The sequence below is a fragment of the Mycobacterium sp. HM-7 genome, assembly GCF_053852335.1.
This window is the reverse complement of sequence record NZ_CM132657.1, coordinates 874,807-898,839: the sequence shown is the minus strand read 5'-3', so window position 1 is coordinate 898,839 and position 24,033 is coordinate 874,807. Positions and strand designations below refer to the sequence as shown.

Genomic DNA, 24,033 nt, shown 5'->3' with positions numbered 1-24,033 from the left:
TTCCTGTATTTCCGCTTTCGTTGCCGGGACAACGAACGACATGACCTATCGGTGCCCATTCGGGCTGAGAATGCACTGAGACACCACTGGCCGCACCCTAGACTTCCTCCCCCGTCCGGGCAGCTTCATTTTCCGTGGTCACACCCGTTACGTCCAGCCCAGAGGGCCGGTGTGTTGCGGTGACACCCGAGGGCCTGCCCGGCAATACGAGATGGATCGACGTGCCAGGAGGCGTCCCGCCCGGCACGGTGTCCTCAATCCGCAGTGCCCCACCGTGTTTGAGCACCACCTGCTTCACAATGGCCAGCCCGAGCCCGGAACCGGGCATCGCCCGTGCGGTCGTCGACCGGTAGAAACGTTCGAACACCAGCGCCCGTTCCTGCGGCGGGATGCCGGGTCCCCAGTCGGACACCACCAGCTCCGCGTGCGTCGGGCTGATGCGCCTCAGCCGGACCAGCACCACCGAGCCGGCCGGACTCCACTTGGCGGCGTTGTCGAGCAGGTTCAGCACCGCCCGGGACAACCCGGCCCCGTCGCCGTAGACCTGCCATCCGGCGATGTCGACATCGAAGTCAATGTCGTTGCGGCGGCGGCGAACTCGCTCCAGGCTGCGGTCGACGACCTCGGCCATCTCGACAGGCTCGTGCACCGTCACGCTGGCGTCGTCGCGGGTGAGGTCAACCAGGTCCCCGACGAGGGTGGAGAGCTCCTCGATCTGGGCGATGACGTCGGACTGCAGACCCGTCATCTCCTCCTCGGGGAACGGCGGCGCGCCGGGCGCCATGGCCGCCATGAGCAGTTCGACATTGGTCCGCAGAGAGGTCAACGGCGTGCGCAACTCGTGGCCGGCGTCCGACACGAGGCGGGCCTGCCGGTCTCTCGACTCGGCGAGCGCCCGCAACATCATGTTGAAAGCCTCTGTCAGCCTGGCCAATTCGTCATTGCCATACACCGGGATGGGACGCAGGTCGTCGGTGCGGGCCACCCGTTCGGTGGCCTCGGTCAATCGGGCGACGGGTCTCAGCCCGGTCCGGGCGACCGTGCCACCGGCGATGGCGGCGACGGCCATGCCGATTCCACCCACGATGAGCAGAATGGTGCCCAGCCGTTTGAGAACCTCACTTGTCGGCCCCAGATTTTTGGAGATCAGCAGCGAGTTACCCGACTGCAGATGCACCGCCAGCACACGCTGGTAGTTGGTGGTACGCAACGACATCAGCAGCTTGCCGGCGATGACGTCCTTCTCCGGCGTACCCAGCGGCAGCGTCTGCCCCTGCTGGTTCGCGGTGTAGATGGACTCGCCCGGGATCACGTACATCGCGTTGACGTCGGAGTACGCGGTGCCCTCGATGGCTTTGCCCGGGTCGACGGCCAGGGACCCGCTCTCGATGAGCAGTTGGGCGCGGCTGTGCAACTGGTTGTCGATGTCGCCGTACAGGGCCTTGGACACCACGACGTACACCGCGACCGACATGAGGACGACGACCAATGCCACCATCGACATCGCGAGCAGCATGACGCGCCATTTCAGCGATACCGAGCTGGCGTCATGTTGCACTGCGCCGTCCGGCGCCGACACCGGCATCTGCGGCACTTCCCGCATCTTCCGGTCCATGGTTTCGCGCATCTTCTGGAGCATCAGGGCCTCGGCATCAAGGAGGCGTCTCACGCAGCACGTAACCCACACCGCGCACGGTGTGGATCAGGCGCGGTTCTCCCTCGGCCTCGGTCTTGCGGCGCAGGTACCCGACGTAGACCTCCAGGGCATTTCCCGACGTCGGAAAATCGAAGCCCCACACCTCTTCGAGGATGCGGCTGCGGCTGAGCACCCGGCGCGGGTTGTGGATCAGCATCTCGAGCAGCGAGAACTCGGTGCGGGTCAGGCTGATCGACCGGGAACCCCGGGTCACCTCACGCGTCACCGGGTCGAGGCTGAGGTCGGAGAACGTCAGCGCCGCCGATTCCGTGCGGTCATCGGGCCCGGTCCGGCGGAGCAGCGCGCGCATGCGCGCCAGGAGTTCCTCGAGCGCGAACGGCTTCGGCAGATAATCGTCGGCACCGGCGTCGAGACCCGCCACCCGCTCATCGATCGAGTCACGGGCCGTCAGCATCAGCACGGGGAGATCGTCACCGCTGCTGCGCAGCTGACGACAGACGCCACGGCCGTCCAGCCGGGGCATCATGTCGTCGAGCACGACGGCGTCGGGCCGGTCGCTGGAGATGCGCTCCAGCGCCTCGACACCATCTTGAGCCAGTTCGACCGAGTACCCGTTGAAAGTCAGTGACCGACGCAGTGATTCACGCACAGCGCGGTCATCGTCGACTACAAGGATTCGCACAGCCACAGTCTCACCCCACCATCTGAGAGCGGACTGAGAAGACGCGCCATGAGGGCGCGAGAAAAACCGTCAGACGGTTCAGGCGCGGCGGTCGAGGTCGACCAGACCCAGACGTGCGGCCTTGAGCAGACGACGCGGAACCTTGTGCGCCTGACCTGCGACGTTCACGCTGACCAGGCCAGTAGCCTCGGCCTTCCACTGCGCGCGACGGCTACGGGTGTTCGAGCGCGACATCCTGCGCTTGGGCACAGCCATGATGTGCACCTCTCTAACTAAACGGAATTGCTTGCGGTCAGCGGCGCGACGTACGAAGGCCGGCAGAACCCACCTTGCTCCTCGCGTGCGCAGCGATTGCACCTCAGGATAGCCGCCGACCTGCGTAGGCTCCAAAACGTCGCCCCAACCGGGCAACACGCAACCCCAGCCCCCTTGACTCGGTACCGCTAGTACCGACTAACCTCCCTACCGGTTGGTTGAATGACGGGAGTGTGTGTGACATCACCAGCAGTCCGGATCGGTAACTGCTCGGGGTTCTACGGAGACCGGCTGGCGGCAATGCACGAGATGCTCGCCGGGGGTGAGCTGGACTACCTCACCGGCGACTACCTCGCCGAGCTGACCATGCTGATCCTCGCTCGCGACCGGGCCAAGAACGCCGACCTCGGGTACGCCAAGACGTTCCTGCGCCAGCTGGAACAATCCCTCGGCCTGGCCCTGGAAAAGGGCGTGAAGATCGTCGCCAATGCCGGCGGTCTCAATCCGGCCGGCCTGGCCGCGGCGGTTCGGGCGCTCGCAGAGCGGCTGGGACTGTCGGTGAACGTCGCGCACGTCGAGGGCGACGACCTCGTGGGGCGCGCCGCCGAACTGGGGTTCGGAACGCCCCTGTCCGCCAATGCCTACCTGGGCGCCTGGGGCATCGTGGACTGTTTGAAGTCCGGCGCCGACGTCGTCGTGACCGGCCGGGTGACCGACGCCTCGGTGATCGTCGGACCTGCCGCCGCACACTTCGGCTGGACCCGCACGGACTATGACGCGCTCGCCGGCGCGATCGCCGCGGGCCACGTCATCGAATGCGGTACCCAGGCCACGGGCGGCAACTTCAGCTTCTTCACCGAGATTCCCGACCTCATCCGCCCCGGGTTCCCGCTGGCGGAAATCTCCGCGGACGGTTCATCGGTGATCACCAAGCACCCCGGCACCGGCGGCCGGGTGAGCGTGGACACCGTCACGGCCCAGTTGCTGTACGAGATCACCGGGGCGCGCTACGCCAATCCCGACGCGACCCTGCGGGTCGACTCGCTGGAGCTGACCGCCGACGGTGAGGACCGCGTGCGGATCTCGGGCGTGCGGGGCGAAGCGCCGCCACCCACGTTGAAGGTGTCGCTCAACAGCATCGGCGGATTCCGGAACGCGGCGTCCTTCATCCTCACCGGCCTGGACATCGAGGCGAAGGCCGATCTGCTGCAGCGCCAGCTGGAAGCCAGCATCGCGACACGTCCGGCCGAGCTGCAGTGGACACTGGCCCGGACCGATCATCCGGACGCCGACACCGAGGAACGTGCCAGCGCGCTGCTGCACTGTGTGGTGCGAGACCCCGACCCGGCCAAGGTCGGCCGCCAATTCTCCGCGGCTGCAGTCGAACTCGCACTGGCCAGTTACCCGGGCTTCACCACGACCGCCCCGCCCGGCGACGGCCAGGTGTACGGACTGTTCAAGCCCGGCTACGTCGACGCTGCCCTGGTACCCCATGTGGCGGTACTGGCCGACGGCACCCGGGCCGACATCGCGCCGGCCGCGGAGACACTGGCGCTGGGTCCGGTCGCCGACCCGGCGCTGCCGGATCCGCTGCCTTCCGGACCGACTCGCCGGGCACCACTGGGCACCATCGCCGGAGCCCGTAGCGGCGACAAGGGCGGCTCGGCGAATGTCGGTGTCTGGGTCCGCACCGACGACCAATGGCGTTGGCTGGCACACACATTGACGGTCGACACGCTGCGTGAACTGCTGCCCGAAGCCGCTGAGCTACCGGTCACCCGGCACCTGCTGCCCAACCTGCGCGCCATCAACTTCGTCATCGAGGGCATCCTCGGCGAAGGCGTCGCGTACCAAGCCCGATTCGACCCCCAGGCCAAGGGCCTCGGGGAATGGCTACGAACCCGTCATCTCGACATCCCGGAGGAACTGTTCTCGTGAGCATCTGGACCACGCCCGAACGCGATGCGCTGCGAAAGACCGTGCGCGCGTTCGCCGAGCGGGAGATACTGCCCCACGTCGACGAGTGGGAGCGCAGCGGCGAGCTGCCCCGTTCGCTGCACGAGGCAGCCGGCGCGGCCGGTCTCCTGGGTGCCCAGGCGCCCGAATCCGTCGGCGGTGGTGGCGGCGACGGAGCCGACGCGGTGATCGTCTGCGAGGAACTGCATTACGCCGGCGTACCCGGCGGCGTCTTCGCGTCGCTGTTCACCTGCGGCATCTCCACGCCGCACATGATCGCCTCCGGCGATCAGCGGCTGATCGACACCTACGTGCGACCGACCTTGCAGGGCAAGATGATCGGCTCCCTGGCGATCACCGAACCCGGCGGCGGCTCCGACGTCGGACACCTGACCACGCGCGCCGAGCGCGACGGTGACGACTTCATCATCAACGGCGCCAAGACCTACATCACCTCGGGTGTGCGAGCCGACTACGTGGTGACGGCAGTGCGCACGGGCGGCCCTGGCGCAGCCGGTGTTTCGCTGATCGTGGTCGACAAGAACACGCCCGGCTTCACCGTCAGCCGCAAGCTGGAGAAGATGGGCTGGCGCTCGTCGGACACCGCCGAGCTGTCCTACGTCGACGTCCGCGTCCCGGCCGCCAACCTCGTCGGCCCGGAGAACTCCGGCTTCCTGCAGATCGCCGGCGCCTTTGTCTCCGAACGCGTAGGCCTCGCCGCGCAGGCATATGCGAGCGCACAGCGCTGCCTCGATCTGACCGTCCAGTGGTGCCGGGACCGCGAGACCTTCGGCCGCCCGCTGATTTCGCGTCAGTCGGTGCAGAACACGCTGTCCGACATGGCCCGCCGGATCGATGTCGCCCGGGTGTACACGCACCACCTCGTCGAGCGGGAGCTCGCCGGCGAGACCAACCTGATCGCCGAGGTCTGTTTCGCCAAGAACACGGCCGTGGAGGCCGGCGAGTGGGTGGCCAATGCCGGAGTCCAGTTGTTCGGCGGCATGGGGTACATGGCCGAGTCGGAAATCGAACGGCAGTACCGCGACATGCGCATCATCGGCATCGGCGGCGGCACCACCGAGATTCTCACCTCGCTGGCCGCCAAGACGTTGGGATTCCAGTCATGACCGGGATCAGTACCAAACCGAGCGTGCAATCAGCGCGAGAATATGGCGTAAAAGGCGCGCTGACTGCACATTCGATGGCGGGAGCAGACGTATGACCGCGCTCAAATCCACACTCAATTCCGCGTCGGCCGGGTACACCGAAGCAGCCGACGCCATGACGGCCAAGCTCACCGAGCTGGACACCGAGCACGCCAAGGCCCTGGCCGGTGGCGGCGCGAAATATGTTGACCGCCACCACGCCCGCGGCAAGCTGACCGCGCGTGAGCGCATCGAGCAGCTGGTGGACCTGGACTCGCCGTTCCTCGAGCTGAGCCCGTTGGCCGCGTGGGGCAGCGACTTCGTCGTCGGCGCCAGCCTGGTCACCGGCATCGGTGTGGTCGAGGGCGTCGAGTGCCTGATCGTCGCCAATGATCCGACGGTCAAGGGCGGCACCAGCAATCCGTGGACGCTCAAGAAGATCCTGCGCGCCAACCAGATTGCCCGCGAGAACCGGCTCCCGGTGATCTCGATGGTCGAATCGGGCGGCGCCGACCTGCCCACACAGAAGGAGATCTTCATCCCCGGCGGTGCGATGTTCCGGGATTTGACCCGGTTGTCGGCCGAGGGCATCCCGACCATCGCGCTGGTGTTCGGCAACTCCACCGCCGGTGGCGCCTACATCCCCGGGATGTCCGACCACGTCGTGATGATCAAGGAACGTTCCAAGGTGTTCCTGGCCGGACCGCCGCTGGTCAAGATGGCCACCGGCGAGGAGTCCGACGACGAATCCCTCGGCGGCGCCGAAATGCACTCCCGCACATCGGGTCTCGGCGACTATTTCGCGCAGGACGAGCTCGATGCCATCCGCATCGGCCGGCGCATCGTCGCCCGGCTGAACTGGCGTAAGCAGGGTCCGACCCCGGCACCGGTGATACCGCCGCTGTATCCGGAAGAGGAGCTGCTCGGCATCGTCGGCGCCGACCTGCGCATCCCGTTCGATCCGCGCGACGTCATCGCCCGCATCGTCGACGGCTCCGACTTCGACGAGTTCAAGCCGCTGTACGGCTCCTCACTGGTGACCGGCTGGGCCAACCTCTGGGGCTACCCCGTCGGCATCCTGGCCAATGCGCGGGGCGTGTTGTTCAGTGAGGAATCTCAGAAGGCCACCCAGTTCATCCAGCTGGCCAACCGCTCCGACACGCCATTGCTGTTCCTGCACAACACGACCGGCTACATGGTCGGCAAGGCGTACGAGGAAGGCGGCATGATCAAGCACGGCTCGATGATGATCAACGCCGTCTCCAATTCGAAGGTGCCGCACATCTCGCTGCTCATCGGCGCCTCCTACGGCGCCGGCCACTACGGCATGTGCGGCCGGGCCTACGACCCCCGGTTCCTGTTCGCGTGGCCCAGCGCCAAATCCGCGGTGATGGGTGGTGCGCAGCTCGCCGGTGTGCTCTCGATCGTCAGCCGCGCAGCCACCGAAGCCCGCGGCGGCCAGGTCGACGAAGCCGCCGACGCGGCGCTACGGGCCGCCGTCGAAGCGCAGATCGACGCCGAATCGCTGCCGGCATTCCTGTCCGGCCGGCTCTACGACGACGGCATCATCGACCCCCGTGACACCCGCACGGTACTGGGAATGTGCTTGTCCGCCATTGCCAATGCCCCGATCGAGGGGACGTCGAACTTCGGCGTCTTCCGGATGTGAGTAGCCCGCCGATGAGCGCTTGCGCGAAGAGCAGAGGACGCAGTTCATGATTCGTAAAATCCTCGTCGCCAACCGTGGCGAAATCGCCCGCCGGGTGTTCGCGACCTGCCGCCGGCTCGGTATCGGCACCGTCGCGGTGTACACCGATCCGGACGCGGCCGCCCCGCACGTCGCCGAGGCCGACGACCGCGTGCGGCTGGAGGGTCGCACCGGTTACCTCGACGCCGCTCAGCTCATTGCCGCAGCCAAGGCCTCGGGCGCCGACGCGATCCACCCCGGCTACGGATTCCTTTCGGAGAACCCGGATTTCGCGGCCGCGGTGCTGGACGCCGGGCTGACCTGGATCGGTCCGCCCGTGGCGGCCGTGCAGGCCATGGGCTCCAAGATCGAGGCCAAGAAGCTGATGTCGGCAGCCGGGGTTCCGGTGCTGACCGAGCTCGACCCCGAGACCGTCACCGCCGACCAGCTGCCCGTGCTGATCAAGGCCTCCGCTGGTGGCGGTGGCCGCGGCATGCGCGTGGTTCGCGAATTGTCCGCGCTGCCTGCCGAAGTCGCGGCGGCGCAGCGCGAGGCCCAATCCGCGTTCGGCGATCCGACGGTGTTCTGCGAGCGCTACCTGGCCAGTGGGCACCACATCGAGGTGCAGGTGATGGCCGACACACACGGCACCGTGTGGGCCGTCGGCGAGCGCGAGTGTTCCATCCAGCGACGGCACCAGAAGGTCATCGAAGAGGCGCCATCACCTCTGGTCGAACGTACGCCGGGCATGCGCGACAAGCTCTTCGAGGCAGCCCGGCTGGCTGCCGGCGCGATCGGCTACACCGGCGCCGGCACCGTCGAGTTCATGTCCGACGCGAACGGCGACTTCTTCTTCCTGGAGATGAACACCCGCCTGCAGGTCGAGCACCCGGTCACCGAGGAGACCACCGGACTCGACCTGGTCGAGCTGCAACTCGATGTCGCCGACGGCGGCGCACTGCCCCTGGAACCGCCCGCAACGCAAGGACATTCGATCGAGGCCCGGCTCTACGCCGAGGACCCCGCGAAGGACTGGCAGCCGCAGGCGGGCACGGTGCACCGATTCGACGTGCCGGGCGTCCGAACCGAATTCAGTCTGTTGGGCCGAGCCGGCACGCGCGTCGACTCGGGCATCGCCGATGGCTCGGTGGTGTCGGTGTTCTACGACCCGATGCTGGCGAAGGTGATCTCGTTCGCGCCCACGCGTGACCGGGCCGCGGCGATCCTCGCCGACGCCCTGTCCCGCGCCCGTATCCACGGTCTGCGTACGAACCGCGACCTGCTGGTGAATGTGTTGCGGCACCCCGCTTTCCTGGCCGGCGCCACCGACACGGCGTTCTTCGACACGCACGGTTTGGCCGAGCTGGCGGCCCCCGCCGATACGGACGTCACGCTGGCCGGAATCGCCGCGACGCTGGCCGATGCCGCGCACAACCGCAGCACGGCAACTGTTTTTGCAGCCGCGCCGAGCGGGTGGCGGAATCTCGGATCTGGTTACCAGAGCCGTTCGTACACCGACGGTGCCGGGTCCGAGCATCAGGTGCGGTACCGGTACACCAGGAACGGCGTCGAGCTGCCCGACCGCGACGATGTGACCGTGGTGACCGCCGATCCCACTCGGGTGGTCTTGTCCCTGAACGGGGTTGAGCGGTCGTTCGACATTGCCCGGTACGGAGCCGACGTATTCGTCGACTCGCCCGCCGGTGCCGTCCACCTCGTCGCCCAGCCGCGGTTCCCCGACCCGGACGCGGCGGTGGCCCAAGGTTCGCTGCTGGCCCCGATGCCCGGGCTGGTGGTTCGGGTCGGCGCGGCCGTCGGCGACCAGGTCACGGCCGGCCAGCCCCTCATCTGGCTGGAAGCCATGAAGATGGAACACACCATCGCGGCACCGGATTCCGGCGTGCTCACCGAACTCAACGTGCAACCCGGCCAACAGGTTGACGTCGGCGCCGTGTTGGCGCTTGTAGAAACCCCCGAAGGAGAATGACCCATGAGTTTCATCGAATCCGAGGAGCGCACCGCGCTGCGCGAAGCCGTCGTCGGGATGGCCTCGAAGTTCGGCCAGGACTACTTCCTGGAGAAGGCCCGCGCCGGGCAGCACACCGACGAATTGTGGGCTGAGGCAGGCAAACTCGGCTTCCTCGGGGTCAACATGCCCGAGGAGTACGGCGGCGGTGGCGCCGGCATGTACGAGCTGAGCCTGGTCATGGAAGAGATGGCCGCAGGTGGCTGTCCGCTGCTGATGATGGTGGTCTCGTCGGCCATCAACGGCACCATCATCTCCAAGTACGGCACCGAGGAACAGAAGAAGCGCTGGGTGCCCGGCCTTGCCGACGGCTCGCTCACCATGGCGTTCGCGATCACCGAACCCGACGCCGGCTCCAACAGCCACCGCATCACCACGACGGCCCGCCGCGACGGCGGTGACTGGATCCTGTCCGGGCAGAAGGTCTTCATCTCGGGCATCGACCAGGCCGACGCCGTGCTTGTCGTCGGACGGACCGAGGACCACAAGACCGGCAACCTGAAGCCGGCGCTGTTCGTCGTACCGACCGATGCGCCGGGCCTGAGCTGGACCAAGATCGAGATGGAGATCATCAGCCCCGAGAGCCAGTTCCAGGTGTTCCTGGACGAGGTGCGGCTGCCCGCCGATGCGCTCGTCGGCTCCGAGGATGCCGCCATCGCGCAGTTGTTCGCGGGTCTGAACCCCGAACGGATCATCGGTGCGGCCATGGCCGTCGGTACCGGCCGTCTCGCCATCCGCACCGCCACCGAGTACGTCAAGACCCGTCAGGTCTGGAAGGTCCCGGTAGGCGCTCATCAGGGCATCTCGCATCCGCTGGCCCAGATTCACATCGAGCTCGAGCTGGCCAAGCTGATGATGCAGAAGGCCGCCACGCTGTACGACGCCGGTGACGACTTCGGCGCCGCCGAGGCTGCCAACATGGCCAAGTACGCCGCCGGTGAGGCCTCGGTGCGCGCGGTCGATCAGGCCGTTCAGTCGCTCGGTGGCAACGGCCTGACCAAGGAGTACGGCATCGCCGCCGCCGTCACGGCGTCGCGCCTGGCACGGATCGCTCCGGTCAGCCGCGAGATGGTGCTTAACTTCGTGGCGCAGACCTCGCTTGGTCTGCCTCGCTCGTACTGACAGGGAAGTCTCATGACCACACTGGTCCACTACTCCGTCGAAAACGGTGTCGCCCGGCTGACGCTGGACTCACCGCACAACCGCAATGCGATGTCGACCGCGCTGGTGGACCAGCTGCGGCAAGGCCTCACCGACGCCGCCGACGATCCGGGGGTGCGGGTCGTGGTGCTCGGCCACACCGGCGGCACCTTCTGTGCCGGGGCCGACCTGAGTGAAGCGGCCGGACGCGACCCCGGCGACGTGGCCACCTCCCGTGCGCGGGAGGCGGCGGGGTTACTGCGCTCGATCCTGGAGTTGTCTGTTCCGGTGATCGGCGCGATCGACGGTCACGTCCGCGCCGGTGGCATGGGGTTGATCGGCGCCTGCGACCTGGTGGTCGCGGGCGCCGCCAGCACCTTCGCGCTCACCGAGGCCAGGATCGGCGTGGCGCCCTCGATCATCTCGCTGACGCTGCTGCCCAAGATGACGGCCCGCGCGGCCGGTCGCTATTTCGTCACCGGTGAGAAGTTCGGTGCCGACGAGGCCGAACGGATCGGCCTCGTGACGATCGCGACCGACGACGTACCGGCCGCGGTGGCGAAGCTGACGGACGAGATCACCAAGGGCTCACCTCAGGGTCTGGCCACGTCGAAGGCGCTGACCACAGCGTCGATCCTGGCTGATTTCGACCGCGACGCCGAGAAGCTGGCGAAGCAATCGGCGGAGCTGTTCGTCTCCGACGAGGCTCGGGAAGGCATGATGGCCTTCCTCCAGAAGCGACAGCCGAACTGGAATAAGTGATCCACCTCCCGTAACGGATATGACGTCGAAGCGGCCACAGTTTGTAACAGCAGCCTTGCAAGTTGCTGTCATCGTCGTAGGCTCGAGTTGATGAGCACCCCAGGTTCGCGCGCACAGATGCGCGTCGTCGATACCGACCGGATACAGGTCGCTCACCTTCTCAGCGACGCGGCCGCGCAGGGGCAGTTGCCGATGTCCGAGTACGAGGACCGGTTGAACCGCGCCTATTCGGCGCAGACGTATGCCGAACTGTCGAAGTTGAGCGACGACCTGCCGTACATCACCACCGCGCCCTGGGACGCGGGCGGCGAATGCCACCCCGCACCCTCGACATTGTTGCTGGCGATCATGAGCGGATTCGAGCGTCGGGGCCGCTGGAACGTGCCGCAGCGGCTGACGTCGTTCTCATTGTTCGGCGGCGGTGTCATCGATCTGCGCTACGCCGATTTCACGTCACCGGACGTCGAGATCCACTCCTACTCGATCTTCGGCGGGCAGACCATCCTGCTGCCGCCGGAGGTCAACGTCGACGTGCACGGCGTCGGCGTCATGGGCGCCTTCGACCACCTCGGTCAGCAGGGCACCCCCGGCGCCCCGCGCGTCACCATCCGCGGCTTCTCGCTGTGGGGCCGCGTCGGCATCAAGTCCAAGAAGCGCAAGCCCCCGCCCGCCTGAGCCCCTCCCCGCCTGGGCCCCTCCCCGCCTGAGCCCCTCCCCGCCTGAGCCCCTCCCCGCGAGCGGCCGTGTTTGTACGCAACACGCCGCATGTCGCGTGCACTTTCGGGCCGCTCGCGGGCGACGAGCGCAAAGAATCAAGCCGGGCTGACCCCAGAAACCAGACACCATCTCAACAAGCACAGAACCTTTGCTTGTCGAGTGTCCAGTCGGCGAAGACCGCAGAACCCTCAAGCCACCGGTACGCGTCCTATGTCGAATGTGCAGCTTTCAGCGCAAAAATCCTGTGCAACGGCACCTGAAGCTGCACATTCGACATAGCACCCGGCGCGGCATGGGTGTTCGACACCGGGAGTCAGCGCCGGCGCCGCCGCGAGCGCAGGTAGTCGCCGACCACCGCAGCACCCAGCCCGTCGAGCTCGGGCACCACGACGCGACCTTCGACGCGCCGGGCCACCTGGTCGATGAACCGGGCCAGACCGGGATCACTCCCCAACCGGAAGATGGTGATCTGCGCGCCCATCCGGGCCACCTCGTCGAAGCTACGCACCGTGAAGGCGATGGTGCGCGGATGCGGCGGGTAATCGAAGAACGTCTCGGTCCCATTGCGGTACTGCTCGAGATGGGCGGTCGGCTCGCCGTCGGTGACCACCAGGATGACCGGCTGCGCGTTGGGATGACGACGCAGGTGCCGGGCCGCGAGGAGCAGCGCGTGGTGCAGGTTGGTGCCCTGTTCGTAGACGCCTTCCAATCCGGTCAGCTCCGCCGCGGACACCGTGCGGGCATGGCGACCAAAGGCGATGATCTGCAACGCATCTGACCGGAACCGGGTGCTCACCAGATGGTTGAGTGCCAGGGCGGTGCGCTTCATCGGCAGCCACCGGTTCTCCATCACCATCGAGAACGAGGTGTCCACCAGCAGCGCCACCACAGCCTGGGTGCGGGTCTCGGTCTCTGAGATCTCGACATCGTCGACCGTGATCCGCAGTGGCCCGTCGGGATTGGTGCCCGCTTGCCGCAGCACTGCGTTGGTCAAAGTACGGGTGACGTTCCACGGCTCGGTGTCACCGAACTGCCACGGCCGGGTGGCCCCCGTCAGTTCTCCGGCCGCACCGGCCCGACGGGTGTCGCGCTCGCCGTGCCGGCCGGAAAGTTGTTGCGCCACATCACGCAGCGCCGCTTGCCCCAGCTGACGCATGGCTTTCGGCGAGAGTCGCCACTGCCCGTCCGAACCTCGGTCCAGGAAGCCCTGATTCATCAGGGTGCGTTCCAGCTCCGCCAACGCGCGCGCGTCGACGGCGGCCTCGTCGCCCAATTGCCGGGCCAGCATGTCCAGATCGACGTCGTCCATCTGCGCACCGGCGTAACTTTGCGAAAGTTGTTCGGCCAGTTGCTCCAATTCGGCGATGTCCTCCATCGCCTTGGCGGCCTCCCCCATACCCAGCGGGTTGTTTCCGGTGAAACTCCGCTCGCCGGTCCAGTCCTCGCCGGGACGGGCGGCCTGCAGGTTGGCGTCGAGGCGGCCGAGCGCGTTCATCAACGACGGCGACCCGAATGCCTGCTGTGCCAACGCATCCAATTCGGCTCGTTGATCGGGCGACAGGCTATTGCGGAAGCGCTGTGCCGCGGCCGCGCGTTGGGCCAGAGAGTCGAGCAGCTCGTCGACGTTCTGCGGATTCTCCGGGAAGAACTGGCCGTGTTTGGCCATGAAGTCCTGAAAATCCTGTTGGGTGTCTTCGCCGTTGGCGTGTTTCTCCAGCAGGTTGTTCAGATCGTCGAGCATGTCGTTGACGGCCTGCCGGTCCTCGTCGGTGGCGTTCTCGAGCGCGTCCTTCATGCCGGCGAATCGCTGGTCCAGCATTTCGCGGCCCAGCAGATCCTTGATCTGCTCGTACTTCTGCCGGGCTTCCGTTGAGCGCCAGTCGTATTCGGAAAGCTCCTGCACCGCCTTCGCCGGCGACGGCGACAACGACTCCAACTGCAGTTCGCCGAACCGCGCGTCGTCATCGAGCGCCCGGGCCAGTTCCTTGCGCTCGGCGAGCACCGCCTCGTCGAGCAGCTTCTTGATCTCCTGCAGCGTCCCGTCAAGGTTGTTGCGCGACAGCAACTCGCGACGACGCCGGTTGGCTTCGGCGGCCAGCCGGTCGGCGCCGCGCATGTTCTGGGTACCGCGACGCAGCAGCTCGGACAGCGCGCGCCGAGGCGACGCGCCCTCCATGACGTCCTGCCCGATCTGCTCCAGCGCCTCCCTCAGGTCGACTGGAGGCGCCAGCGGATCGGGGCCGCCGGTGTAGCGCGAATACCGCGAGAGGTGGTTAGCCATAAACCGTTTCGCCGTCGTCAGAGGTCTTGTCGATGCGCTTGGCCAGGTACAGCGCTTCGAGCGCCAGCTCGACAGCCGCCGCCCGCTCGCCGTCGGACTGCGCGCCCAGGCGGTCGGCGATCGCGTCGATCACCGGCAGGTCGGGCAGCGCGGCCAGGACGTCCTTGGCCGACACCCGCTCCCCCGTCGTCACTGGTGAATCCCCTTCCACCGCAGCGACCAACGAGCCCACGTCGATGCCGCCGAGCAGCCGCTGTGCGGTGTCCGCCGTCGCCCGCCGCAGCAGGTGTTCCAGCACCGCCTGCTCGCGGCCTTCCTCACCGGACTCGAATTCCAGCTTGCCGCGCAGCACGCCGATGATGGTCTGCAGGTCGACCACGCGCGCGACCGGTTCCTGCTCACCGAGTACCGCCGAACGGTGCTGCGCCGCTGCCGCAACGGTTTCGGCCGCGGCGATGGCGAATCGCGCCGAGACACCCGAGCGCTGGTCGATCGACTGCGACTCGCGCAGATACCGAGCGAAGCGGGCCAGAATCTGCAGCAGGTACTCCGGGACCTCGGCGGCCAGATGGGCCTCCTGCGTGATGACGCCGACCTCGGCGTCGAGCTCCAGCGGGTAATGGGTGCGGATCTCGGCGCCGAAGCGGTCCTTCAGCGGCGTGATGATGCGGCCACGGTTGGTGTAGTCCTCGGGGTTGGCGCTGGCCACCACGAGCACGTCCAGCGGCAGGCGCAGTGTGTAGCCGCGGACCTGGATGTCGCGCTCCTCCATCACATTGAGCATGGCGACCTGGATGCGCTCGGCGAGGTCGGGCAGCTCGTTGATCGCGACGATGCCGCGGTGCGCCCGCGGGATGAGGCCGTAGGCGATGGTTTCCGGGTCGCCCAGACTCCGTCCCTCGGCCACCTTGATGGGGTCGATGTCGCCGACCAGGTCGGCGACGCTGGTGTCGGGCGTCGCCAGCTTCTCGGTGTAGCGCTCGCTGCGGTGCTTCCAGGCGATGGGCAGATCGTCGCCCGAATCCGCGGCGCGACGGATCGACTCGGGCGTGATCGGCGAGTAGGGGTGCTCACCCAGCTCCGAACCGGCGATGACCGGGGTCCACTCGTCCAGCAGTCCGACCAGACCGCGCAGCAGTCGGGTCTTGCCCTGTCCGCGCTCACCGAGCAGCACGACGTCGTGCCCGGCGATCAGCGCGCGCTCGAGCTGCGGCAGGACGGTGTCCTCGAAACCGAAGATTCCGGGCCAGACGTCGCGGCCGTCGGCCAGGGCTGCCAGCAGGTTCTCGCGGATTTCGGTCTTGATGCCCCGTTCGCGGTGGCCCGAGGCCTTCAGTTCGCCGACGGTGCGCGGAAGGTCGTTAGGTGATGTCACGACCTCCACGCTACGACGGTGCACCGTGAGCGGCAGCACCTTGGGCTCTGCGGCTTTACCCAGTACCCTCGGTAACGTGAACTCGCTCGACTGGACCACCCGCCCAACCGACATCGAGTTCGGCCCCGCCGCGTGGCAGAGCCGACTGCTCGGCGCGCTGACCGCGGTGTTCGTCCGACCGGTAATTGGCCTGCTCACGCTCATCGGCATCGTCGTCAACCGGTACTGGCCCGAACTGGTCCAGCGAGGCCGCTACGACATCATCGACGGGCCGTTCCGCGCGTTCCGCGCCCTGCCGGGCACCACGGTGACGCCGATCGCGCTGGACGACTGCGCCGCCGAATGGATCGTCGCGCCGCGCGCCCAGGGCTCCGATCGCGTGATCATCTACTTCCACGGTTCGGCACTGATCACCCTCGGGCTGAACTCGCACCGCCGCTGGGCCAGCAAGCTGTCGGCCGCGACCGGCGCCCGGGTCCTGAACGTGGGCTACCGACTGGCACCGCAGGCCCTCATCGAGGACGCCATCGCCGACGGCGTGTGCGCCTACCGGAAGGTGCTCGGCAGCGGTGTCGACGCGGAGAAGATCGTGTTCGCCGGTGACTCCGCCGGCGGCCTGATCGCGACCGGTACCGCGCTCGCGGTGCGTGATGCCGGCCTGCAGGTACCCGCCGGCCAAATCCTGCTGTCGCCGCTCACGTCGTCCGATATGAACCTGAAGTACAACGCAATGCTCGAACACCGCGACGTGCTGTTCCCGTTCATGGCGGTGAAGTACCTCTACGACGTCTTCGCGACCAAGAACGGCACCCACCCGGTGCCGGAGATGCCCACTGAAGCCGACCTGCACGGCCTGGGACCGACGCTCCTGCAGGTCGGCAACAACGAGATGCTGCGCAACGACTCGTTCGCGCTCGCGGACGCGCTGCGCGCTGCCGGGGCTCTCGCCTGGGTTCAGGTCTGGGACAAGGCGATGCACATGTTCCAGTTGAGCTTCGACATCAACCCCGACGCCCGCAAGGCCGTCGACGAGATCGTGGACTTCTTCGAATACGCCACCACCCAGCACCAGCCCGGCGAGGTCGCCTCCTAACCGACGGTCGACCATTCTCCCCGCAGGAAGGTCAGCAGCCTGCGGGCTGCGGGCGTGCCCGCCGTCGGCGCCCACGCCAGCGCGATCTGTCGCTGATAGATGTTGGGCGTCAACGGGATTTCGCGAACCTTGCGCGAGGTGTGCTCGTCGTGCGGTAGCAACGCGATACCCATTCCGCGGCCGACCAATTCGCGGATCGTCGAGAATTCCGTGATCTCCACGGGCACGTGCGGAACGAATCCCGAGTCGCGGCACCAGCTTTCGGTGGCCTGACGCAGGTGATAGCTGGCCGGGTTGGCGATGAACGTCTCGTCTCGCAGTTCGTCCAAACGGAGACGACGACGGGCGGCGAGCGGATGGACCGCCGGCACCACGGCACGGACCGGTTGCCCGCCGATCACCACATGCTCGACACCGTCCGGCGGAGGTATCACCACTGCGACGTCAATCGTCCCGGTCTTGAGGTCCGCGGCGAGTTCACTGCCGTGCGCCTGCTTGATCTGCAGCCGGATCCCCGGTGCGCGCCGGTGGAATTCGGCGACGAGGTTGGGCACCGCCCCGGCTCCCATCGTCAGCGGGAAGCCGAACCGGACGGTGCCGTGCTCGGGGTCGGCTTCCCCTGCGATCGTCTCGACCGCTGCTTCGAGCTCACGTAGCGGGCGGCGCGCCTGCGCGGCCAGCTGCACTGCGGCCGGCGTCAGACGGACCGTCCGACCCTCCTGGATGAGCAGCCGGATGCCGAGGGTCTTCTCCAGCGCGTGGATACGCCGGCTCATCGACGACTGCGGAATCCCCAGACTGTCCGCCGCGCGGGTCATGTGTCCGCCCTGGGAGTCAAGCTCTTCGAGAGCCCGGAGCTGTGGCGCCAGCAGACTCATCCATTGATCCATATTCGGATGGTAATCGCCAAAACATTCATTGGACGGATCGAATCGGCGCAAGTGATGCTGGGGTCAACGAGACAAGGAGCAACCATGTACACAGTTGAACCCGAAGTCGCCGACGTCGTCCTCATCGGTGGCGGCATCATGTCCGCCACGCTCGGCGCCATGATCAGCACGTTGGAGCCGCAGTGGCGGATCGTGTTGGTGGAGCGGGCATCCGACATCGCCACGGAGAGCAGTGGGCCGTGGAACAACGCCGGCACGGGTCATTCCGGCTATTGCGAGCTCAACTACATGCCCGACCCTGAAGACGGCACCGCGCCGGCCGACATCGCCGCACAGTTCCAGGTGTCTCGCCGGTGGTGGTCGTATCTGGTCGAGCAAGGCCTGCTGGACCCGGCGACTTTCGTCCACGGCACACCGCACATGGATGTGGTGTTCGGCGACCACGATGTGGCCTACCTCAGACGACGGTTCGAAACCCTGAGCTCCGATCCGCTTTTCGCCGACCTCGAGTTCAGTGACGATCCCGCGAAAGTCGCCGAATGGGCACCGCTGGTGATGACCGGCCGCGATCCGGCGCAACCGATCGCGGCGACCCGGCACCCCGGCGGTACTGATGTCGACTTCGGAGCGCTCACCCGCGAACTGACCCGCATCATCACCTCGAACGGTGGCGAGGTGCGGCTCGGCCATGAGGTGCGCAAACTACACCAGGACGCCAACGGCACCTGGCTCGTCGGTGGTCGGCGTGCGCACTCGCACAACAGGTTTCAACTGAGGGCGCGGCACGTGTTCGTCGGGGCCGGCGGATTCGCCCTGCGACTGCTGCAGCGCGCGCACCTTCCCGAAGTCCGCGGCTACGGCGTCCTGCCCGTCGGCGCCGCTTTTCTGCGGTGTGCGCGACCCGACGTCGTCGCCCAGCACGATGCCAAGGTGTACGGCCAGGCCGCGATAGGAGCACCGCCGATGTCGGTGCCGCACCTGGACAAACGCGTTGTCAACGGCGAGGGCTACCTGATGTTCGGTCCGTATGCGACGTTCAGCACCAAGCTTCTCAAGGGCGGCAAGCTGTCCAACTTCTTCACCACGCTGCGGTGGCACAACCTGCACGTGCTGGCCGCCGCGGCCGCGCAGAGTCTGCCCCTGGTGCGCTACCTGATCGGCGAGTTGCTCGCGCCATTCAGCGGCAAGATCAAACAGCTACAACGGTATTACCCGGGCGCCGACCCCCGCGACTGGGAACTGATACCAGCCGGACAACGAGCACAGCTGGTCACCCCGGACGCCGCACGCATCGGTGCATTGCGATCGGGGACCGAACTCGTCTGCTCGGCGGACGGCACCATCGCCGGACTGCTGGGCGCGTCGCCGGGAGCCTCGACCGCCGTGCCGATCATGCTCGACCTCCTGCAGCGGTGCTTCCCCGAACGATGGGACACGTCCTGGCAGGCGCGCATGGCCGACGCCGTGGCCACGCGCGACACCGCCGCGCTGCTGAGCCTCTAAATGCCAATGGCCAGGTCTGCACGAACCATCTCCGTGCAGACCTGGCCATGCAGCCGGTAAGACCTAGTGGGCGAAGTGCCGCGCCCCGGTCAGGTACAGCGTGATCCCGGCAGCCGCGGCAGCCGCAGTGACCTCGTCGTCACGGACCGAACCACCCGGGTGCACAATGGCTTTCACGCCGGCGTTGGTCAGCGTCTCCAGACCGTCGGGGAACGGGAAGAACGCGTCGGAGGCAGCAACAGCGCCGCGAACGCGATCGCCGCCCCGCTCCACCGCCAGCCGGGCCGCGTCGACCCGGTTCACCTGACCCATGCCAACGCCGACCGTGGCGCCGTTGGTCGCCACCACGATGGCGTTCGACTTCACTGCGCGGCACGCGCGCCACGCAAACACCAAGTCGGCCAAGGTCTCCGGGTCGGCCGGGGAGCCGGTCGCCAGAGTCCAGTTGGCCGGGTCATCGCCCGCGGCATCCAGCGCGTCGCGCTGCTGCACCAGCAGGCCGCCACTCACCTGACGGAACTCGGTGCCGCCGGGCTGCGGTTCGGAAGCCACGAGGATGCGAATGTTCTTCTTACGGGTCAAGATTTCGACCGCGCCGGGCTCGAAGGCAGGAGCGACAATCACCTCGGTGAAGATGTCCGCGACCGTCTCGGCCATCTCCTCGGTGACGGCCGTGTTGGTCGCGATGACGCCACCGAACGCGCTCAGCGGGTCCGACGCATGCGCCTTCCGATGGGCATCGGCAACCGAGATCGACGACACCGCAATGCCGCACGGGTTGGCGTGCTTGATGATCGCCACGCAGATGTCCTCGTGGTCGAACGCCGCCCGCCACGCCGCGTCGGCGTCGGTGAAGTTGTTGTACGACATCTCTTTTCCGTGCAGCTGTTCAGCCTGAGCGAGGCCCGGCCAGCCGGCATCGTCACTGTAGAGCGCCGCCTTCTGGTGCGGGTTCTCGCCATAGCGCAGCACATCGCTGCGACGCCACGTGGCACCGAGCCACGCCGGCATGCCGGCGGCGGACGCCTCGTCGTCGCCGGGGACCAGCACGGACCCCATCCAGGAAGCGACGGCCACGTCGTACTCGGCGGTGTGCCGGAAAGCCAACGACGCCAACTTTTTCCGCTCCTCGAGCGTGAAGCCACCGGCGTTGACGGCGGCCAGCACACCGTCGTACCCCAACGGGTCGACGACGACGGCGACGCTCGGGTGGTTCTTGGCCGCAGCGCGGACCATCGACGGGCCGCCGATGTCGATCTGCTCGACGCACTCGTCCTCCGAGGCACCCGACGCCACCGTCTGCGTGAACGGATACAGGTTCACCACAACGAGTTCGAACGCCTCGACACCGAGCTCATCCAGCGCGGCGAGGTGCTCGGCCTTGCGGGTGTCCGCCAGCAGGCCGGCGTGCACGCGCGGGTGCAGCGTCTTGACCCGGCCGTCCAGCACCTCGGGGAAGCCCGTGACCTCTTCGACGGGAGTCACCGGGATACCCTCGGCAGCAATGGTTTTCGCGGTCGACCCGGTCGAAACCAGGGTCACTCCGGCCGCGTGCAGCCCGCGGGCCAGCTCCGCCAGGCCGGTCTTGTCGTACACGCTGATCAGCGCGCGCCGAATCGGTCGTCGCGTCATCCTATTGCTCCTCACCTTCGCGGCACCCGATGGCCGCCTTTCGCCCACTCCACGTCACACCGCGGAGGGCCACCGCGGCGATAACATCTACCAACAGTCGTCGCTCGACGACCTTGATCCGTTCATGCAGCGACGACTCGTCGTCACCGTCGAGTACTGCCACCGGCTCCTGCGCCAGGATCGGCCCGGTATCCGTCCCGTCATCCACCAGATGCACCGTGCTACCGGTGACGCGCACCCCGTACGCGAGGGCCTCTGACACAGCGTGCGCGCCCGGGAACGACGGCAGCAACGCCGGGTGGGTGTTGAGCACCCGACCCTGGAAGCGCGCCAGGAACGTAGGTCCGAGGATCTTCATGAACCCGGCCGACACCACCAGATCCGGCTCGTGGGCCGCGACGGCGTCGGTCAACGCGGCGTCCCACGCGGCCCGGTCAGTGTGATCGCGGAGCCGAGTGGTGAACGTCGCCACGCTCGCCGCCGCCCCGATCTGCAGCGCCTGGCATTCGCGATCGGCACCGACGGCCACGACGCGGGCCGGGTAATCTCCGACCGCTGCAGCGAGCACCGATTCCAGCAGCGACCCGGTCCCGGACGCCAGGACGACGAGCCGCGCCGGCGCAGTCGGGGGCACGTGAACCGGTTGCTGCACGGGAGCAGCCTAGTGGCCGTCCTCGTCGACGACGAAATGCGCCTCAGGGTCCTCGTCAGGGTCGAAGGCGACGTGCTCGCCGATCCGATCGGTGGTGCCGGACTGATAAGCCTCTGCCGGCGCCGGGCTCATGTCCGGTTCCGGACGCGCCGGCCGGCGCGGTTCGGCGGGTTTTGCGGCGGGCTCAGGATCGGGTTCGGGTTCCGGCTCGGTGACCTGCTCGAACGCCGGACCGCCGGCGAAATGCGAGTCGTCGTCGACGTCCGTCGCAGCAGCCGTCACGTCGCCGATCAGTTTCTCCGTCACTGGTTCGTCGTCCTCGACGACGTCTTCCGCTTCATCCGCAAACGGTTCCTCGTCCACCGGCGCCACCGGGGCGACCGGTGTCGGCCGAGCCGGGCGCCTGGTCAGCCCGCCGGCCATCGCGACGGTGAGGCCGCCGATCGACACGAACCACAGGAACACCGCCGGACCGAATGTCGTCTGGTCCACCCCGAGCTCGCCGAAATTGCCGAGGCGACCGCTGCCGGCGATTGCGAGCATGACCATCAGCACTGCTGCCAGCACCGACGCCACCGCCAACTTGGCGAAGGCAATCGGCCACGGGGCCGGGCGCCGGGCGCACTGCTGCCCGACCGCCACCGCCGAGGCCGCCGCGATGATCAGCAGCGCCACCCACACCGGCCCCAGCGGAGGTGACGGCACCGCGGCCAGCACCGGCACGGCAGGCACGTCGCCGCCGAGGACCGTGAACGAACTGAACGTCGCCAACCCCACGTGCACACTCGAGCCGACAGCCACCGCCGCGGATCCGACCATGACGTTCGGGATGTACAGCGCCGACAGCACGGTCAGGCTGAGCTGGCCGAACACCGAATCGGTGATGCCGAAAAGGTCGTGCATGGTCGACCAGTGCACGACCATCGAGCCCACCGCGACCAACCCTGACAAGCCGAGCAGCGCCAACACGCCGGCGAGCGCGCCGCGCAAGGCCTCGGGAAGCCAGTACGGCAGGTGGGCATCGGTGAGCAGCCGGCCCTGCAGGCGTGAGCCGACGCCGATGGCCGCGCCAACCGCATGCACCGCAAGGACACAGCCGAACGCCTGGAGGGCGCTGGGTGTCTGCAGTTCGGTGAGCACCGACGACGCATCGTGGATCACCGCGATCGAGATCGCCGCGATCAGCAACGGCCCGCCGAGGGCAGACGCGACGATCCAGCGGACGACGAACCAGGACGCACCCGGCCGCGTCGCCGTCGCCGTGGTGCGGGCCGTGCCCCAGACCATCGCCAGCAGCGGCGCCAGGGGCATCACGCCGAGTTCGGCGCCGCCGATCGACACCGGCACGCCGTGCACGCCCAGCCACATGCTGGCCATCGCGCCGAACGCACCGGTCAGATCGCTGTTGGCGATGACCAGCTGGATCAGCACCAGCGCAGCGATGATCGCCAGGGCGATGCCCGACGGGCCGAACGCAACCCGAAGCAGGTCCCGCGCCTGGCGCGTACCGACCGGTCGGTTATCCACTAGCTGGGTCACTCCTCGCGAGGTCGTCACCCGCCTGCCGCGAGTGCCCTAGCGATTATGACGAAGCCGGACCCGATTACTGCGGAGCCGGGGGCTGCTGGAAGGTCGTCGTCGGCTCGGAGCCGGATCCTGTCGCACCCGGAACGCCGGGCGCCGAGGTGAACGACGACGATCCGGAGACCGCCTCGGACGCCGACGAACCCTGGCCGGACGACTGCGGGGCCGACGACTGGCCGGCCGGAGACTGCGGCTGGCCGAAGGCGGGGAATCCGGTCGGAGGGGTCGGCGGACCCGAGTCGGCACCGTGCTGCGGCGCACCCTGCGGACCGGTGTAGCCGCCGACGGGACCGTTCTGAGCCTGCTGCGGCTGGTAGCCACCCTGCTGCCCGTAGTGCTGGCCGGTCTGCTGGCCGTACTGCTGTTGCGGCTGCTGGCCGTAGTACTGAGCCTGCGGGTTGTAGCCCTGTGCCGGTCCGCCGTAGTTGTACGGATCGGGCTGCGGGCGGGGTGCGGGAGGCTGGATGACGCCGGCGTCCAGCAGCAGCGCCGCGACCGCGCTACCGGCCTGCAGCACCGACAGCACCAGCACGACGTAGAGGCCCCACTCGACCTCGATGCCCTTGGGTGCCTGGACGATCTCGTTGATCACCAGCAGCAACGCCAGCACCGACAGGATGGCGACCCACGACTTGAAGCTCTTCTGCTTGGGCAGCAGGCTGACGCCCGCGAGCAGCGCGGCCAGTACGGCGACCACGATCGGTGCCTGGGTCAGGATGCTGCCAGTTCCGGCGTCCAGGCCCCCCGCGCCCAACTGCGGCGCGAAGTTGAAGCCGAAGATGAGCAGGCCGAGCGCCGCGACCGCGGTGGTCAGGTACTCCGGCAGTTTGCTCGGGCCGGCCGGCGCGGCGGGCGCAGCCGGGATCTGCTCGGGTAGCCGGTTGTACGGCTGGGTCGGCCCACCGAACTGGTTGGGCTGCTGGGCGGGCGGGTAGCCGGAGTTACCGGGCTGGTACGTCATGACCTCTCCTGTACTGCTCGACTCGACCAACCACG

The 24,033-nt window shown here is 67.7% G+C and carries 19 protein-coding genes; 9 read left to right on the top strand and 10 right to left on the bottom strand.

Annotated features, from left to right (window positions below; all coding sequences use genetic code 11):
* Positions 1–97 precede the first annotated feature (97 nt).
* The 3 genes from ACWW1C_RS04275 to rpmF form a co-directional block, all read right to left on the bottom strand.
* Positions 98–1,585 (bottom strand): ATP-binding protein, encoded by a 1,488-nt coding sequence (locus ACWW1C_RS04275; RefSeq protein WP_455984138.1) that lies wholly within the window; start codon positions 1,583–1,585, stop codon positions 98–100.
* Positions 1,586–1,652: 67 nt separating this feature from the next.
* Positions 1,653–2,339, bottom strand: a complete 687-nt coding sequence (locus ACWW1C_RS04270; protein ID WP_133763290.1) for a response regulator transcription factor — start codon at positions 2,337–2,339, stop codon at positions 1,653–1,655.
* Positions 2,340–2,417: 78 nt separating this feature from the next.
* Entirely contained in the window at positions 2,418–2,594 is a 177-nt protein-coding gene (rpmF, locus tag ACWW1C_RS04265) for a 50S ribosomal protein L32 (protein WP_133763289.1), read from the bottom strand.
* A 222-nt stretch (positions 2,595–2,816) separates the two neighbouring features.
* Between rpmF and ACWW1C_RS04260 the strand changes: the two genes are divergently transcribed.
* The 7 genes from ACWW1C_RS04260 (at position 2,817) to ACWW1C_RS04230 (ending at position 11,985) form a co-directional block, all read left to right on the top strand.
* On the top strand, positions 2,817–4,532 hold the full coding sequence (locus tag ACWW1C_RS04260) for an acyclic terpene utilization AtuA family protein (protein WP_455982291.1): 1,716 nt from the start codon (positions 2,817–2,819) through the stop codon (positions 4,530–4,532).
* A complete protein-coding gene (locus ACWW1C_RS04255) occupies positions 4,529–5,677 on the top strand; it encodes an acyl-CoA dehydrogenase family protein (RefSeq protein ID WP_418003432.1) in 1,149 nt (382 codons plus the stop codon). Before ACWW1C_RS04260 ends, ACWW1C_RS04255 begins: the two co-directional genes overlap by 4 nt.
* A 91-nt stretch (positions 5,678–5,768) precedes the next feature.
* Entirely contained in the window at positions 5,769–7,364 is a 1,596-nt protein-coding gene (locus ACWW1C_RS04250) for an acyl-CoA carboxylase subunit beta (RefSeq protein WP_455982290.1), read from the top strand.
* A gap of 46 nt (positions 7,365–7,410) precedes the next feature.
* A complete protein-coding gene (locus ACWW1C_RS04245) occupies positions 7,411–9,369 on the top strand; it encodes an ATP-binding protein (RefSeq protein WP_455982289.1) in 1,959 nt (652 codons plus the stop codon).
* Between the two features lie 3 nt (positions 9,370–9,372).
* A complete protein-coding gene (locus ACWW1C_RS04240; RefSeq protein WP_455982288.1) occupies positions 9,373–10,530 on the top strand; it encodes an acyl-CoA dehydrogenase family protein in 1,158 nt (385 codons plus the stop codon).
* A 12-nt stretch (positions 10,531–10,542) separates the two neighbouring features.
* Positions 10,543–11,310, top strand: coding sequence for an enoyl-CoA hydratase family protein (locus ACWW1C_RS04235; protein ID WP_455982287.1), 768 nt, complete (start codon positions 10,543–10,545; stop codon positions 11,308–11,310).
* A gap of 90 nt (positions 11,311–11,400) precedes the next feature.
* Positions 11,401–11,985, top strand: coding sequence for a DUF1707 SHOCT-like domain-containing protein (locus ACWW1C_RS04230; protein WP_455982286.1), 585 nt, complete (start codon positions 11,401–11,403; stop codon positions 11,983–11,985).
* A 355-nt stretch (positions 11,986–12,340) separates the two neighbouring features.
* Here ACWW1C_RS04230 and ACWW1C_RS04225 read toward each other — a convergent pair whose 3' ends face one another.
* Both ACWW1C_RS04225 and ACWW1C_RS04220 read right to left on the bottom strand, forming a co-directional pair.
* Positions 12,341–14,308 carry a vWA domain-containing protein gene (locus ACWW1C_RS04225; protein WP_455982285.1) on the bottom strand — a complete coding sequence of 656 codons (1,968 nt, stop codon included), beginning with the start codon at positions 14,306–14,308 and terminating at the stop codon, positions 12,341–12,343.
* On the bottom strand, positions 14,301–15,683 hold the full coding sequence (locus ACWW1C_RS04220) for a sigma 54-interacting transcriptional regulator (protein WP_455982284.1): 1,383 nt from the start codon (positions 15,681–15,683) through the stop codon (positions 14,301–14,303). Before ACWW1C_RS04220 ends, ACWW1C_RS04225 begins: the two co-directional genes overlap by 8 nt.
* Before the next feature lie 76 nt (positions 15,684–15,759).
* Here ACWW1C_RS04220 and ACWW1C_RS04215 point away from each other — a divergent pair, with 76 nt between their 5' ends.
* Positions 15,760–16,776, top strand: coding sequence for an alpha/beta hydrolase (locus ACWW1C_RS04215; protein ID WP_455982283.1), 1,017 nt, complete (start codon positions 15,760–15,762; stop codon positions 16,774–16,776).
* Here ACWW1C_RS04215 and ACWW1C_RS04210 read toward each other — a convergent pair.
* On the bottom strand, positions 16,773–17,666 hold the full coding sequence (locus ACWW1C_RS04210) for a LysR family transcriptional regulator (RefSeq protein WP_455982282.1): 894 nt from the start codon (positions 17,664–17,666) through the stop codon (positions 16,773–16,775). The two genes, ACWW1C_RS04215 and ACWW1C_RS04210, sit on opposite strands and share 4 nt — an antisense overlap.
* An 84-nt stretch (positions 17,667–17,750) precedes the next feature.
* Here ACWW1C_RS04210 and mqo point away from each other — a divergent pair, with 84 nt between their 5' ends.
* Entirely contained in the window at positions 17,751–19,169 is a 1,419-nt protein-coding gene (gene mqo, locus ACWW1C_RS04205; RefSeq protein WP_455982281.1) for a malate dehydrogenase (quinone), read from the top strand.
* 63 nt (positions 19,170–19,232) lie between these two features.
* Here the strand turns inward: mqo and purH are convergent, their stop codons facing one another.
* From purH to ACWW1C_RS04185, 4 genes are all read right to left on the bottom strand, one after another.
* On the bottom strand, positions 19,233–20,801 hold the full coding sequence (purH, locus tag ACWW1C_RS04200; protein ID WP_455982280.1) for a bifunctional phosphoribosylaminoimidazolecarboxamide formyltransferase/IMP cyclohydrolase: 1,569 nt from the start codon (positions 20,799–20,801) through the stop codon (positions 19,233–19,235).
* Between the two features lies 1 nt (position 20,802).
* Entirely contained in the window at positions 20,803–21,453 is a 651-nt protein-coding gene (purN, locus tag ACWW1C_RS04195) for a phosphoribosylglycinamide formyltransferase (protein WP_455982279.1), read from the bottom strand.
* A 9-nt stretch (positions 21,454–21,462) separates the two neighbouring features.
* Complete coding sequence (locus tag ACWW1C_RS04190; protein WP_455982278.1) at positions 21,463–22,980, bottom strand: cell division protein PerM; 1,518 nt, start codon at positions 22,978–22,980, stop codon at positions 21,463–21,465.
* 76 nt (positions 22,981–23,056) lie between these two features.
* Complete coding sequence (locus ACWW1C_RS04185) at positions 23,057–23,998, bottom strand: DUF5336 domain-containing protein (RefSeq protein ID WP_455982277.1); 942 nt, start codon at positions 23,996–23,998, stop codon at positions 23,057–23,059.
* Positions 23,999–24,033: the final 35 nt, after the last annotated feature.

Coding starts and splice junctions, on each gene's coding strand:
- ACWW1C_RS04225 (WP_455982285.1), bottom strand. CDS start 14,308: ATGGCTAACCACCTCTCGCGGTATTCGCGCTACACCGGCGGCCCCGAT.
- ACWW1C_RS04210 (WP_455982282.1), bottom strand. CDS start 17,666: ATGGATCAATGGATGAGTCTGCTGGCGCCACAGCTCCGGGCTCTCGAA.
- rpmF (WP_133763289.1), bottom strand. CDS start 2,594: ATGGCTGTGCCCAAGCGCAGGATGTCGCGCTCGAACACCCGTAGCCGT.
- ACWW1C_RS04185 (WP_455982277.1), bottom strand. CDS start 23,998: ATGACGTACCAGCCCGGTAACTCCGGCTACCCGCCCGCCCAGCAGCCC.
- ACWW1C_RS04250 (WP_455982290.1), top strand. CDS start 5,769: ATGACCGCGCTCAAATCCACACTCAATTCCGCGTCGGCCGGGTACACC.
- ACWW1C_RS04230 (WP_455982286.1), top strand. CDS start 11,401: ATGAGCACCCCAGGTTCGCGCGCACAGATGCGCGTCGTCGATACCGAC.
- purH (WP_455982280.1), bottom strand. CDS start 20,801: ATGACGCGACGACCGATTCGGCGCGCGCTGATCAGCGTGTACGACAAG.
- ACWW1C_RS04240 (WP_455982288.1), top strand. CDS start 9,373: ATGAGTTTCATCGAATCCGAGGAGCGCACCGCGCTGCGCGAAGCCGTC.
- ACWW1C_RS04235 (WP_455982287.1), top strand. CDS start 10,543: ATGACCACACTGGTCCACTACTCCGTCGAAAACGGTGTCGCCCGGCTG.
- mqo (WP_455982281.1), top strand. CDS start 17,751: ATGTACACAGTTGAACCCGAAGTCGCCGACGTCGTCCTCATCGGTGGC.
- ACWW1C_RS04245 (WP_455982289.1), top strand. CDS start 7,411: ATGATTCGTAAAATCCTCGTCGCCAACCGTGGCGAAATCGCCCGCCGG.
- ACWW1C_RS04275 (WP_455984138.1), bottom strand. CDS start 1,585: ATGCCGGTGTCGGCGCCGGACGGCGCAGTGCAACATGACGCCAGCTCG.
- ACWW1C_RS04260 (WP_455982291.1), top strand. CDS start 2,817: ATGACGGGAGTGTGTGTGACATCACCAGCAGTCCGGATCGGTAACTGC.